At 42.5% G+C, this 12548-nt stretch carries 13 protein-coding genes and 1 pseudogene; 1 reads left to right on the top strand and 13 read right to left on the bottom strand.

Annotated features, from left to right (window positions below):
- Positions 1-219 precede the first annotated feature (219 nt).
- From LC033_RS05355 to LC033_RS05400, 10 genes are all read right to left on the bottom strand, one after another.
- The gene (locus LC033_RS05355) at positions 220-1605 is read right to left on the bottom strand and encodes a C40 family peptidase (RefSeq protein WP_312887858.1); all 1386 of its coding nucleotides are present in this window, start codon (positions 1603-1605) and stop codon (positions 220-222) included.
- 360 nt (positions 1606-1965) lie between these two features.
- Positions 1966-3426: a tetratricopeptide repeat protein gene (locus LC033_RS05360; protein WP_226567224.1), complete on the bottom strand. Its 1461-nt coding sequence runs from the start codon at positions 3424-3426 to the stop codon at positions 1966-1968.
- Between the two features lie 92 nt (positions 3427-3518).
- Positions 3519-4145, bottom strand: a complete 627-nt coding sequence (gene hisIE / locus LC033_RS05365) for a bifunctional phosphoribosyl-AMP cyclohydrolase/phosphoribosyl-ATP diphosphatase HisIE (protein ID WP_226567225.1) — start codon at positions 4143-4145, stop codon at positions 3519-3521.
- Complete coding sequence (hisF, locus tag LC033_RS05370; RefSeq protein ID WP_226567226.1) at positions 4142-4900, bottom strand: imidazole glycerol phosphate synthase subunit HisF; 759 nt, start codon at positions 4898-4900, stop codon at positions 4142-4144. The genes hisIE and hisF overlap by 4 nt, the downstream gene beginning before the upstream one ends.
- Positions 4897-5634: a 1-(5-phosphoribosyl)-5-[(5-phosphoribosylamino)methylideneamino]imidazole-4-carboxamide isomerase gene (gene hisA, locus LC033_RS05375; RefSeq protein ID WP_226567227.1), complete on the bottom strand. Its 738-nt coding sequence runs from the start codon at positions 5632-5634 to the stop codon at positions 4897-4899. Before hisA ends, hisF begins: the two co-directional genes overlap by 4 nt.
- Positions 5631-6269, bottom strand: a complete 639-nt coding sequence (gene hisH / locus LC033_RS05380; protein ID WP_226567228.1) for an imidazole glycerol phosphate synthase subunit HisH — start codon at positions 6267-6269, stop codon at positions 5631-5633. Before hisH ends, hisA begins: the two co-directional genes overlap by 4 nt.
- A complete protein-coding gene (gene hisB, locus LC033_RS05385; protein WP_226567229.1) occupies positions 6269-6853 on the bottom strand; it encodes an imidazoleglycerol-phosphate dehydratase HisB in 585 nt (194 codons plus the stop codon). The genes hisH and hisB overlap by 1 nt, the downstream gene beginning before the upstream one ends.
- Positions 6850-8139, bottom strand: coding sequence for a histidinol dehydrogenase (hisD, locus tag LC033_RS05390; RefSeq protein ID WP_226567230.1), 1290 nt, complete (start codon positions 8137-8139; stop codon positions 6850-6852). The genes hisB and hisD overlap by 4 nt, the downstream gene beginning before the upstream one ends.
- Entirely contained in the window at positions 8136-8783 is a 648-nt protein-coding gene (gene hisG / locus LC033_RS05395) for an ATP phosphoribosyltransferase (RefSeq protein ID WP_226567231.1), read from the bottom strand. Before hisG ends, hisD begins: the two co-directional genes overlap by 4 nt.
- On the bottom strand, positions 8776-9951 hold the full coding sequence (locus LC033_RS05400; protein WP_226567232.1) for an ATP phosphoribosyltransferase regulatory subunit: 1176 nt from the start codon (positions 9949-9951) through the stop codon (positions 8776-8778). Before LC033_RS05400 ends, hisG begins: the two co-directional genes overlap by 8 nt.
- Before the next feature lie 227 nt (positions 9952-10178).
- Here LC033_RS05400 and LC033_RS05405 point away from each other — a divergent pair, with 227 nt between their 5' ends.
- Positions 10179-10940, top strand: coding sequence for a C39 family peptidase (locus LC033_RS05405; protein WP_226567233.1), 762 nt, complete (start codon positions 10179-10181; stop codon positions 10938-10940).
- A 26-nt stretch (positions 10941-10966) separates the two neighbouring features.
- Here LC033_RS05405 and LC033_RS05410 read toward each other — a convergent pair.
- From LC033_RS05410 to LC033_RS05420, 3 genes and pseudogenes are all read right to left on the bottom strand, one after another.
- A pseudogene (locus LC033_RS05410) lies at positions 10967-11469 on the bottom strand (NAD(P)-dependent oxidoreductase); the annotation flags it as partial.
- Positions 11470-11530: 61 nt separating this feature from the next.
- Positions 11531-11959 carry an Rrf2 family transcriptional regulator gene (locus LC033_RS05415; RefSeq protein WP_226567234.1) on the bottom strand — a complete coding sequence of 143 codons (429 nt, stop codon included), beginning with the start codon at positions 11957-11959 and terminating at the stop codon, positions 11531-11533.
- Between the two features lie 69 nt (positions 11960-12028).
- On the bottom strand, positions 12029-12547 hold the full coding sequence (locus tag LC033_RS05420) for an acyltransferase (protein ID WP_226567235.1): 519 nt from the start codon (positions 12545-12547) through the stop codon (positions 12029-12031).
- Between the last annotated feature and the right edge of the window lies 1 nt (position 12548).

Raw genomic sequence — 12548 nt, forward strand, 5'->3', positions numbered from 1 at the left:
CTCTTCAATTGCTGCTAGCATTTCTTATTAGAATGCCCTTGGGTGATGCTTCCATTCATAACAGAGAGCATCAATTCCATTCATAGCTTTTATTCCTTACCCATATCCTATTAAATCTGCGGATAATAAGCGAATCATTTGCTCATATCTTCAAAAAAAGAAAAAGCTCCCTTAAACTGCTGTTTAAGGAAGCCTGTTTACGTATATAAAAAGTAGTGACTATTCGACGACTCTTCTAACAACGCCTTTGAATGCTTTTTTCCAGTATACATTACTCATAGAGTCAACTGAAACACCGCGAGAGCTGTTATCGTTCAAGAATGTACCATTTCCTAAGTAAATCCCTACATGTCCATTTACTTTATACGTATCAAAGAACACAAGGTCTCCGCGCTTCATGTCAGATGCACTTACAGCTCTTCCTTTACCTACAAGCATATCTGTTGATGTACCGCCAACTGGTCCAAGGTTGATACCTGCTGATGCGAATGCCCAGCGAACGAATGAAGAACAGTCAAAAAGACGTGCGTCAATATCGGCTTGTGATCTGCCGCCGCCCCATTTATATGGAGATTTTCCAACAATGCTAGAACCTGTGCTGATCGCACCTTCGATTCCGCCTACGTTACTGCTGACAGGTGATCCACCGCCAGAAGATGGCTTCTGTCTTGGTGAACTGCTGTTGTTGTGATTAGATGATCCACTGTTATTTGAAGACGAACCGCTATCGTTATTTGAGATGTTGTCTTCCGTTTGAACACTTGCTTGACGCTGCTGTTTTTGTACTTCTTTTGCTTTTGAAGCCGGTTCTTTTGCTTTTCGAGCCGGTTCTTTTGCTTCTTTTTCAGCTTGTTTTTGTGAAGCAATTGTTGCGTCCTTTTCAGATGCAATGCTATCAGACTGACTGTTTAACTCGCTGATTTCAGAAGTAGCAGTTCCTTTTTGCTTTTTCACTTGCTTGAATAGCTTGTCTTTTTCATCAAGCTGTTTATTCAAGTCCGTTTGAAGTGTTTCAAGCTTGGAAAGCGTCTTTTGAACATTTTCAAGTTTTGTGTTTAATTCGTTTTCAGACTTTTGAAGCTCAGCTTTGTCTCTTTCTTGCTCTTTAATGATTTCGCTGTCTGCATTGATTAGTGTAGATACTGCACCTGCACGGCTAATGAAATCACTAAAGCTTTTTGCTCCTAGTAATACATCTATGTATTTTGTAGAACCGCCGTTTTCCTGAAGCGCACGTACACGATTTTTCAAGAATTCGTTTCTTTCTTCAATACGTTTTTCTGTATCAGCAATTTCCTTTTTTAGTGCTTTGATTTCTTTTTTTGTTTTTTCATTTTCTTTTTGTTTTTCTTCGATTTGATCACTTGTTTTTAAGGCTTTCTCATCAATTTCCTTTAGTTTTAGTGCAAGCGCCTCTTGTTTTGCTTCAAGCTTTGAAAGCTCTTCTTTTTTCTTTTGAAGGTTGGTGTTGACCTCAAATCGCTTGCTATCTAGTTCTTGTTTCTTTTGTTCAAAGTCTTGTGCATTTGCTTCATGAGTAAGTGGAATAAATAAACCGCTCGCTCCGATCACCGAAGCTAAACCGAAAGTAATAAACTTTTTCACGAATGGTTCCTCCTTTGACAATTTCCCAAGCGACATTAGAAAGCAGCAAATTCTCTGCTACTATCTGTGATCTCTATGATCTTTCTTCCTGATTTAATAGTCAGATGTTGATCAGATGGTTTCTATCACCTAGTGTTTCATTATGTTTAGTAAAATATCTAAATATATGTCTTTGTTTTAATCCACGAGTTTCATTATACATGACACATCGACAAAATGAGCTAATATTTTTATTACATTTATGTTTCAAATACATGTCGTCTTTGTCATACTTCGGCAAATCCTTGCAAATCCCATCTTTTTGTCCAAGAAAAAAGCATGACCTTTTCGGCCATGCTACATCTGAATCTATTTACCTATTTAATCGATGAACGTACAAATGACATTCTCATATTTAGACAGCGTCTGAACGCTGATCTGAAAAGAGGCTGCCACTTCTTTTTTTGTGACATTTGATTCTTCTTGTTCATTCATCCATAGATAATAAGAAGCTGCTGCCCATGCAGGAGCATTTCTCTTGTCTATGCCTGAAGCGCGTGCCTGCTGAATGATATGGAATAACCAAAAATATGGCATGTGGCTATCGGGCTGCACGGCTTCTTCCAAAGCGGAAGCCGCCTGTTTTGCGAATACTGCATCTTCTGAAAATGACCGTTCTTCCATTTGACCTTCATATAGAAGCAGCTCAATGAATTGCTGTTCAAAGGCTGTTTTTGCTGCGCGTGCATCAAGGACAGATTGTAGTACGTCACGTTCACCCTTTTGTTTGCTGAAATAGTATGCAGTGAGCCGTTCCTCAATTGAGACCATTGGCTCAGATTCCTCTGGTTTGTCCTGCCACGGCTTGATCTCATCTGCATCTATATCTTCCTCTACCATCTTATCCCAAACGGTTTGTGCCAACGTTTTGTGGCCCGTCTGATAGGCTGCACTTGCAAGCCAGTATAAAAACGTACTATCTCCCTGGAAGCCTGTTTTATACAAAGAATAGAGCCATTTAAAGGCCCATTCAAACTCTCCAACTAGGGCAAATGTCGCACCAAGCTTATAACGCTGTTCACTTAATATTGGATACACGTGCATTAATTGCTTCGCTAACACTTCGACCTTCTCTTCTTCTTTTTCATAATAAAAGAAGACAAGCTGGTTACAAAGGGCATGCAGATTACCGGGATTTTCATGAAGGACCCGGTTCAACATCTCTTTCGCCTGATGGATTTGACCAGAATAAAAATAGGCCAAAGCGAGATTATTATACGCTGACCAAAATTCTGGATACTCAACAATCATCTGTTCAAGCGTGCCAATGGCTTCATCAAGCCTGCCGCTTTCTAACAAATGGTTGGCTTGATCTTGCTTTACAATCAGGTCATCCTGATCATAAGGAAAATCTTCGTCCTCTTCATCACTCATATCGAGCAAATCGAGCAGCTCATCATTTTCATTCACAAATTCTCCATCCTCTTCCAAAGCTGCATAGGCAGTGGCTGACTTATATGCCTCTTGGAACAGTCCGAGATTTGCATAATTATTGGCTTTAAAATAGTGACACTCTGACATGTTCTCATCCACATGTTCAAGGATGAAATCAAGCAGTTCATTTGATTGTTGATAATGACCCATTTCAGTATAAATAATGGCAAGCTGTGAAAGCATTTCTACATTTTCAGGTTCAAGTACAATGGCCCGCTGTATCAGCTTACTCGCCCTTGGGAAATTTCTCTCTCTATATGCTTTTAGACCTTTATGAAAAAAGTAATGCCCATCTTGGAATAGCTGGACGACTTGTGTGTGATTATTTTGAGAAGTGTATTTACTCACCGATACCCTCCATTTCGAACAGTGTACCGTGTGTAGTATAACATACTTCACCAGTCTTCACATAGAACAAAAGAAAAGGAAGGATTTGTTTTTCATTCACCTTGATGACGCCTTTTCAATACCTTTAACACTTCATCAAGCGGCAATTGCTGTTCACGTAATAACACAAGAAGGTGATACAGGAGATCGGCTGTTTCCCATTTCAATTCTTCCTGATCACGATTCTTCCCTGCAATAATGACCTCCGAAGCTTCTTCTCCCACCTTTTTCAGGATTTTATCAACCCCTTTTTCAAAAAGATAGGTTGTATAAGCCCCTTCATCCATTTCTGCCTGACGCTTTGCAATGACCTGTTCAAGTTCATTTAAAATAGCAAAACGATGGTTTTCGCTTTGATCCTTCACGCCTTCTTCTGAAAAACAGCTATAGCTTCCAGTATGGCATGCTGGACCACTAGGTGTCACGAGTAGAAGCAAAGCGTCCTTGTCGCAGTCGTAGCGAATGGATGTCACTTGCTGGGTATGTCCAGATGTTGCCCCCTTGTGCCAAAGCTCGTTTCTCGAACGGCTAAAAAACCAAGTCTCTCCTGTTTCCAATGTTTTTTCATAGGATGCTTGATTCATATACGCAAGCGTTAGTACTTCCTTACTCTGAGCATCCTGTACAATCGCAGGAATCAGGCCTGCCTCATTAAAGGTCAATTCGTTTGCCTGTTTCATCTTACCTTCACCCCGTGTTCTCTCAAGTATGTCTTCACCTCTTGAATGGAAGTTTCTTTATAATGGAAAATGGAGGCTGCTAATGCGGCATCAGCTTCTCCCTTGGTAAAGGCCTCAAGTATGTGCTGCGCATTGCCTGCACCACCAGAGGCAATGACTGGTACTGTCACTGTTTCTGACACAAGCTTCGTCAGACGATGGTCAAAGCCTGTTTTCTCACCATCGGCATCCATGCTTGTCAGCAGGATCTCCCCTGCTCCTCTCAGCACCGCTTCTTTCGCCCAGTCGCTCACTTCTATCTCTGTTTGACGGCGTCCTCCGTGTGTATAGACCATGTATGCTTTTTTCTCTTCATTGTATTTCGCATCTATAGCGACAACAATGCATTGAGAACCAAAAAAATCGGCTCCTTCTGAAATCAGCTCTGGCCTTAAAACAGCCGCCGTGTTCACAGATACCTTATCTGCACCCACTCTTAATATACGCTTCATGTCATCAAGATCGTTAATCCCGCCACCTACCGTAAATGGTATGGCAAGAGTGGACGCAACTTGTTTGACCACATCCACCATTGTTTTCCGTCCTTCATGGGAGGCTGATATGTCGAGAAAGACGAGTTCATCCGCACCTTCTTCATCATAGATATGCGCTAATTCTACCGGATCACCAGCATCCTTTAAGCCCAAGAATTTCACACCTTTGACAACACGCCCTTCCTTCACATCGAGACACGGGATGATTCGTTTTGTCATCATATGGTGTTCCGCCCCTCAAACGCTTCCGCTAAAGTAAATTGCTTTGTGTACAGCGCTTTGCCAATGATCGCTCCAGAAACCCCTACATGTTTTTGCGCTGACAGTTTTTGAATATCAGCTAAGGCGCTGACACCCCCTGAAGTGATGACTTGTTTGCCGGTCGCTTCTGCTAATCGGACCGTACTATCCACATTGGGACCTGAGAGCATGCCATCCATTTGAATATCAGTGAAAATAAAGACCTCTGCACCTTCCTTTGCCAATTCCTTGCCGAGTTCCTCAGCCTTTACTTTGGACGTTTCAAGCCAGCCTTCTGTCGATACAAAGCCATTTCGTGCATCAATTCCAATCGCTATTTTCTCATGATATTGTGCCAGCATTTTTTTCACAAAGGCTGGGTTAGATACAGCAGAGCTGCCAAGGATGACTCTAGATACGCCATTGTTTAAATAAAATTCAACGTCTTCCTCTGTCCGAATGCCGCCACCGATTTGTACATTTACATCTAGGGATGAAGCAATCGCCAGCACATGCTCGTGATTCACGCGTTTTCCAGCTTTTGCGCCATCTAAATCAACGAGATGAATCCACTTTGCTCCTTCCTTTGCAAACCGCACGGCCATGTCTAGCGGCGAATCTCCATAAATAGTTTCTTGATCATAATCTCCTTGCACAAGGCGTACACATTTGCCATTTCTCATATCAATCGCTGGATATAATATAAATTCACTCATTTGTTCACCCTCTGTTCGTTTGATAATTGAATAAACTGTTTGAGCAGTGCCATTCCCGTTGTACTGCTTTTTTCAGGGTGAAACTGTGCCCCAAGCACATTTCCGTTCCCGACAACTGCTGGTACTTGTACGCCATAGGTAGCACTTGCTAATTGCTCTTGTGGATTCATGTCACTCACATAATAAGAGTGAACAAAGTAAGCAAACCCTTCCGGCACACCGTCAAATAATGGGGACGACTGGTGAAATGTAAGCTCGTTCCAGCCCATATGAGGCACTTTCAGCCTTTGTCCGTCCTGATCACGATCCTTTAAAAGAACGACACGACCTTGTAACAGGCCCAATCCTTTTGTTATCCCTGCCTCTTCACTTTCTTCAAATAAAAGCTGCATCCCAAGGCAAATGCCAAATAACAGCTTTCCATCCTGAACGACTTGGTGGATAAACGCCTCAAGTCTTGACTGTCTTAACAGCTGCATCCCATCACGAAATGAACCTACACCCGGTAAAATATAAGCATCTGCCTTTTTGAGCTCCTCCACTTCAGAGGACACGATATAAGGGGTGCCTGCACGTTCCAGTGCTTTTGATACACTAAACAAATTTCCCATTCCGTAATCAATGACTCCGATCATTAGAGCATCCCCTTTGTAGACGGAATCCCTTTCACACGTGGATCAATGGTTGTTGCTTCGTCTAGGGCACGTGCCATTGCTTTAAAAATTGCTTCAATTATATGGTGAGTATTGGTTCCGTAGTGAACGATCACATGAAGGTTCATACGTGCTTCAAGGGCAAATTTCCAAAGAAACTCATGAATGAGCTCTGTATCAAAGGTGCCGACCTTTTGACTTGGGAGTGCCGCTCTCATTTCCAAATGAGGACGATTGCTTAAGTCGACCACCACCTGGGCCAACGTTTCATCCATTGGAACAAAGCTAGATCCGTACCGCTTAATTCCTTTTTTATCACCAAGCGCTTCCTTAAACATTTGGCCAAGTACGATGCCGATATCTTCTGTTGTGTGGTGATCATCGACATCTGTATCTCCTTTCGCATCTAAGGTCAAATTAAAGTGTCCGTGTTTCGTAAACAAATCAAGCATATGCGTCATAAAAGGGACATCAGTTTGAATATTGGCTTTTCCTTCTCCATCAATCTCTAGCGCTATCGAAATATTCGTTTCATTTGTTTGTCTCGCTGTTTCCGCCTGTCTCATTTTGATTCCTCCCCCTTTCTCGCTTCAATCGACCTTGCATGCGCTTCAAGCCCTTCTAATCTTGCAAAAGCTGCAATGCTTTCCCTATGTGTATCAAAAGCTTCTTTGCTATATGAAATGATGCTCGTTTTCTTTTGGAAATCACTGACGCCCAGCGGACTAGAAAATCTAGCTGTTCCGTTTGTTGGCAGCACATGATTCGGTCCTGCGAAGTAATCTCCCACCGGCTCTGGACTATAACGTCCTAAGAAAATCGCCCCGGCATGCTTGATTTGACCAAGAAGTGATTCTGGATAAACCGTCAGTACTTCTAAGTGCTCTGGCGCTAACTGGTTCACGACATCTATTGCACGAGCCATTGATTCTGTCACGTAAATACGGCCATGATCTTGTATGGATTGTGCTGCGATTGATTTTCTTGGCAAAGTGTCCATCTGCGCTTGCACCTCGGCCTGGACTTTCTCAGCAAGCGCCTTGGACGGAGTGACTAATATACTCGAGGCTAATGCGTCATGTTCTGCCTGTGAAAGTAAATCTGACGCAACCTCATGGGCAAGTGCCGTTTCGTCTGCTAGGACAGCAATTTCACTTGGGCCAGCAATCATATCAATGTCTACCTGACCAAATACTTCCCGCTTTGCAAGTGCCACATAAATGTTTCCTGGACCTGTGATTTTATCAACTGGCTGGATATTGTCAGTTCCATATGTAAGTGCCGCAATCGCTTGCGCACCGCCCATTTTATACATTTTTGAAATACCTAGCTCCTTAGAGGCAACCAGTACAGCGTCAGACAGACGGCCATCTGTCCCAGGTGGTGTCACAAGGACAATTCGTTCAACGCCAGCGACAAGTGCCGGAATCACATTCATTAAAACAGATGAAGGGTAGGCAGCTGTTCCGCCTGGGACATAAACACCGACCGCATCAAGCGGCGTCACTTTTTGTCCGAGCATCGATCCGTCCGGTTGGTGATAAAACCAAGAGGATGTCAGTTGACGCTCATGGTATGTTTGAATATGACGTATAGCTGTTTGGATAACCTGGATCATCGCTGGGTCCAAGCGTTCGTAGGCCTTTGCGATTTCATCTTCTGTGACAAGCGGATCTTCAATGGACACACCATCAAATTGCTTCGTAAAAGACCGTACGGCCTCATCACCATTTTTTCTCACCTCTTGTATTATGCGCTGAACAACCTGACGTTGCTCTTCAGTTCCTGTATCTAAAGAGCGCTTGAGTGAGAGATTATCTGTCTCACCTTCTTGTATGTAGATGACGTTCATGATGATTCCTCCCTTTCTCCTTCAATGATACTTGCAAGACGCTGGGCCATTTCATCGATCACCGTATCCTTCATCCGGTAGCTCACTGGATTGACAATAAAACGTGACGTAATGTCACAAATATGCTCAGTTTCCACAAGTCCATTTTCCTTTAACGTTTGACCTGTGGAGACAATATCAACAATACGATCGGCAAGACCGATGAGCGGTGCCAATTCAATGGAGCCATTCAGCTTGATAATCTCTACCTGCTCACCTTGCTCTCTAAAATAGGACGAGGCTACATTTGGATACTTCGTTGCCACACGCGGCGCGACACCCACCCAACTGGCTTCTGGTAATCCAGCTACAGCTAAATGACATTTGCTGATGTGTAAATCAAGTACTTCGTACACATCACGTGCTTCTTCGAGCATGACATCCTTCCCTGCAATGCCCACATCCGCCACACCGTACTCTACATAGGTCGTCACATCCTTTGGCTTAGCTAAAATAAAGCGGAGGTTTTCTTCCGGTACATCAATAATTAATTTTCTTGAATCCTCGAATTCCTCCGGCAGATGATACCCCGCCTGTCTTAACAGCCCTGCTGCTTCCTCAAATATCCGGCCCTTTGGCATTGCCATCGTCAACACTTTACCCATCTTGCTCTTCCTTTCTTGCACCGATAAAATAAGTCACTTGATCAAACGCTTTGGTCATCGCATCAATATTTTCAATTCCCGCTAAGTCTTGCAGAACAATCTTTTTGCCTTTTGACCGCTCTTTTTTTGCAAAAGCAAATGCTTCTAGTCTTTGTTCTTTACTAAAAATCACTGCCTCCTGCGGCTTATTGATTTCTTTTGCATCTAATGCCTCCAAAAGGCGGTCTAATCGAAGACCGAACCCTGTAGCTGGTGCGGGTGCATCAAAATGAGAAAGCAATTGATCATATCTTCCTCCCCTCCCGATGAAAGACCCAACATGATCTGCAAATACTTCAAACAAAATCCCCGTGTAGTAGCTCATATGACTCACCATGCTTAAATCTAAACGGATATATTCTGTACAGCCGTAATCTTGAAGTGTCTCCCAAAGTGCCTTTAACTCAGCGAGTACCTCTTTCCCCTCTTGTGAGATCACAATGTCCTCTGCCTGCTGTGTAACTTCCTGGCCGCCGCGTAAATCCAAAAGCTGTAACAGCCTCATTTTATCGATAGATGAGAGCGGTAATTGCTTTACATGCTGTCTGTATCCTACATAATTCTTTTCATATAAAAATCTCCGCAGAACGTTCGCACGCTCTGTATTTCCTAGTACATCTAAAAACAACGTCTCTGCCAAAGCGACATGCCCGATCGCTATCTTGAAGAATTGGAGACCGGCATTTTTTAACGCAAACACGACAAGCGCGATGACTTCAGCGTCTGCACTAATCGAACCATCACCAATCAATTCAATCCCGACCTGTTCAAATTCTGATGGTCTCCCGCCTTCTCTTTCCTGCGCCCGAAACACATTGGCTGCATAACCAACCCGAAGTGGATACGCCTGCTCGTGAAGCTTTGAAGCCGCGACTCTCGCAATTGGCCCCGTCATATCAGGTCGAAGCACCAAGGTTTGACCGTTTTGATCAAGGAGCTTAAATAGCTGAATATCTGTAATCGCCGATTGAACACCGACTGTATCGTAAAATTCAAGCGTTGGCGTCTCCATCAAACGGTAACCCCAACCATTCATAACCTTTGTTAATGAATGTCTCACTTTTTTCTTTGTCTCATACAGGCCTGGTAATGAATCCCGCATACCATATGGTTTCTCAAACATCAACATGTTCTCCCGCACCTCCAACACATTCAAACGAAAAATTCTGAATCCTTTAGTTCGCTAATATGATAATATGCTAACAAAATAAAGTGGTTAAATCAATCATTTTATTTTCTTCCCTCTTTTCGTTAAATTCAAATATCACATTAAATTGACACCTGAACCTTTTCCTTATGTTCGATGAAGGAACGTGCTATAATACTTAAAAATATTGAATACCTCAGGAGATTACAGTGAAAATCATCCAGACATTAACCTTAACTTTTTTGTGCGCATGTCTTGTTTACTTTGGCTTTATTTACGTTTCACAAATCGATCAAGCCAAGAAAACAGCTTCTTCACATGAAGCGGCAGAAGAAACACGATCAACGAAAAACACAGATTCCTCACATACTTCTTTAAAAGGAAGCAAAAAAGCCATGGATGTCATCCTCTACAATCAAATGGATGAACCAAGGCTTTATAATGGATGCGAAGTCACGAGCTTAGCGATGTTGCTTCATTACAGCGGCTATGAGCAAGTCACAAAAAACGCATTGGCAAATGAAATCAAACGTGTTCCACTAAATTACGAAAATGGCTTAAAAGGAGACCCTCATGATGGGTTTGTGGGGGATATGGAGAATGGACCGGGTCTTGGTGTGTACCATGAACCCATTTATCAACTTGCGAAAAAGTATGCAGGTGATCAAGTCGTAGACTTAACTGGAAAGCCTGTCAAAAAGGCCATTTATCAATCACTTGAAAAAGGCTATCCTGTATGGGTGATCACAACATCCACCTTTGAGAAAACAGATAACATCGATACGTGGAATACACCAAATGGACATGTAGATGTGAGCTTTAAAATGCATAGTGTAGTCATTACAGGCTATGACGATAAGCACGTTTACTTGAATAACCCATACGGAGAAAAGAATGAGCGAGTGGATCGTGACCAGTTTGAGGATTCTTGGAAACAGATGGGCAGTCAAGCGATAATCATTAAAGCATAAAACCCCGCTCTCCAGCGGGGTTCTCCTTATTTTGCTTCCGATACAACGGTAAACCGTTCGCCAACATAGGAAGCCTGCTCAATTTCATCGACAAGCGCAATGGCATAGTCCGATTCTGACATAAAGCTGTCACCCTTTGAATTGACAATGAGATGGTCTTCTTTCCTTTTACATAAGAACCTGTACGTTCGCACGCAGGATCAACAAATGCAGTTGGACTGAGGAATGTCCATTTTAACCCTTCAGTCTTTTGAAAATCCTTTAGGTTTTCCCCTTGCTATGAAGCAGTAGCGAAAGTATTCCTTTGGGTACTAGGGTGTGGTTGTTTTATCTACAAATCAACTGCCTGCATCGCCTACAATGATTAAACGAGTGTCTGGTGTCTCTTTCAAGATATCAATGAGCTTTTCCCAGCTTCTACATGAAGATACTCTTTTCCAGCAGGTGCACCAAATGCATTCACAATGACATCAAAACCTTTGACGTCTTCTGCCTCAAAGTGAAACACATCCTTCTCTAAAACGGCTACTCCAATTTTGATGTTAACTCCTCCTACAATATCGTTTATTTTTTATAAAAAATTGAGTAGATTATCCAATTTTTTTGATTAAGACCTGCGTTAGTTCACTTAATTTGATCTCAGCAAGCACTTGCTCCATCGCACTTTGTGCGTGGCACAAAATTAATTCTAGCACAGCTTGAATATTTGCACCGATTGGACAGTCAGGATTCGGGCAATCATGGATTTGAAATAATTCTCCCTCATCCACCACTTCAACCGCTTTATACACATCGAGCAGTGTCATGTCATCTTCACTACAGTTCAACTGAGAACCGCCTTTGCCAAGACTTGTTGAAATTAGGCCTGCTTTTTTTAATTTACTCATAATACGGCGAATGACCACTGGGTTTGTATTCACACTTCCTGCGATAACCTCCGATGTCTGTAATGATCCTTTTTCAAGTGATAGTAAGGCCAGAATATGGACAGCGACAGTAAATCTGCTGCTGATTTTCATGTTTTCTCACCTCTATTGTAATCATTATGGTTACAACATGTTAAAATGTCAACCAAAAAGTCTGCCGAGCTACTCAGCAGACGGAGATTGACGTGCGTCCATTTCTTCTTTTGTATATATTATATGCATTGGATTTCCTCCAACAAAGGAGCCTGCTGGGACATCCTTATGAACAAGCGTACCCGCAGATACGATCGCACCATCACCAATCGTCACACCAGGCAGAATGGTTGAGTTTGCTCCAATTAAGACTTCATTTCCAATATAGACTTCCCCAAGCCTGTACTCTTTAATCAAATACTCATGGGACAAGATGGTTGTATTATAGCCAATCACACTATTTCGACCGACAATGATTTTTTCAGGAAACATCAGATCTACCATAACCATTAAGGCAAATGCCGTATCCTCCCCAACTTTTATGCGAAGAAAGGTTCGATAAATCCAGTTTTTCATTCCCATAAAGGGCATATACCGTGCTATTTGTATAAAGATAAAGTTTTTCACAACCTTCATAAAAGGGACCGTCCGATAGACTTGTCTAAGCGAATTGACCCCCTTTACAGGATAACGATCTGTTTTTCTCAAC

The organism is Bacillus stratosphericus, assembly GCF_020524495.1.
GTDB lineage: Bacteria > Bacillota > Bacilli > Bacillales > Bacillaceae > Bacillus > Bacillus stratosphericus_B.

What these genes read in the sequence shown, in the direction of transcription:
- hisA (WP_226567227.1), bottom strand. Translation starts at nt 5,634, where the DNA reads ATGAGTGAATTTATATTATATCCAGCGATTGATATGAGAAATGGCAAA.
- hisD (WP_226567230.1), bottom strand. Translation starts at nt 8,139, where the DNA reads ATGAACGTCATCTACATACAAGAAGGTGAGACAGATAATCTCTCACTC.
- LC033_RS05400 (WP_226567232.1), bottom strand. Translation starts at nt 9,951, where the DNA reads ATGTTGATGTTTGAGAAACCATATGGTATGCGGGATTCATTACCAGGC.
- hisIE (WP_226567225.1), bottom strand. Translation starts at nt 4,145, where the DNA reads ATGAAACAGGCAAACGAATTGACCTTTAATGAGGCAGGCCTGATTCCT.
- hisG (WP_226567231.1), bottom strand. Translation starts at nt 8,783, where the DNA reads ATGGGTAAAGTGTTGACGATGGCAATGCCAAAGGGCCGGATATTTGAG.
- hisB (WP_226567229.1), bottom strand. Translation starts at nt 6,853, where the DNA reads ATGAGACAGGCGGAAACAGCGAGACAAACAAATGAAACGAATATTTCG.
- LC033_RS05415 (WP_226567234.1), bottom strand. Translation starts at nt 11,959, where the DNA reads ATGAAAATCAGCAGCAGATTTACTGTCGCTGTCCATATTCTGGCCTTA.
- hisF (WP_226567226.1), bottom strand. Translation starts at nt 4,900, where the DNA reads ATGATGACAAAACGAATCATCCCGTGTCTCGATGTGAAGGAAGGGCGT.
- hisH (WP_226567228.1), bottom strand. Translation starts at nt 6,269, where the DNA reads ATGATCGGAGTCATTGATTACGGAATGGGAAATTTGTTTAGTGTATCA.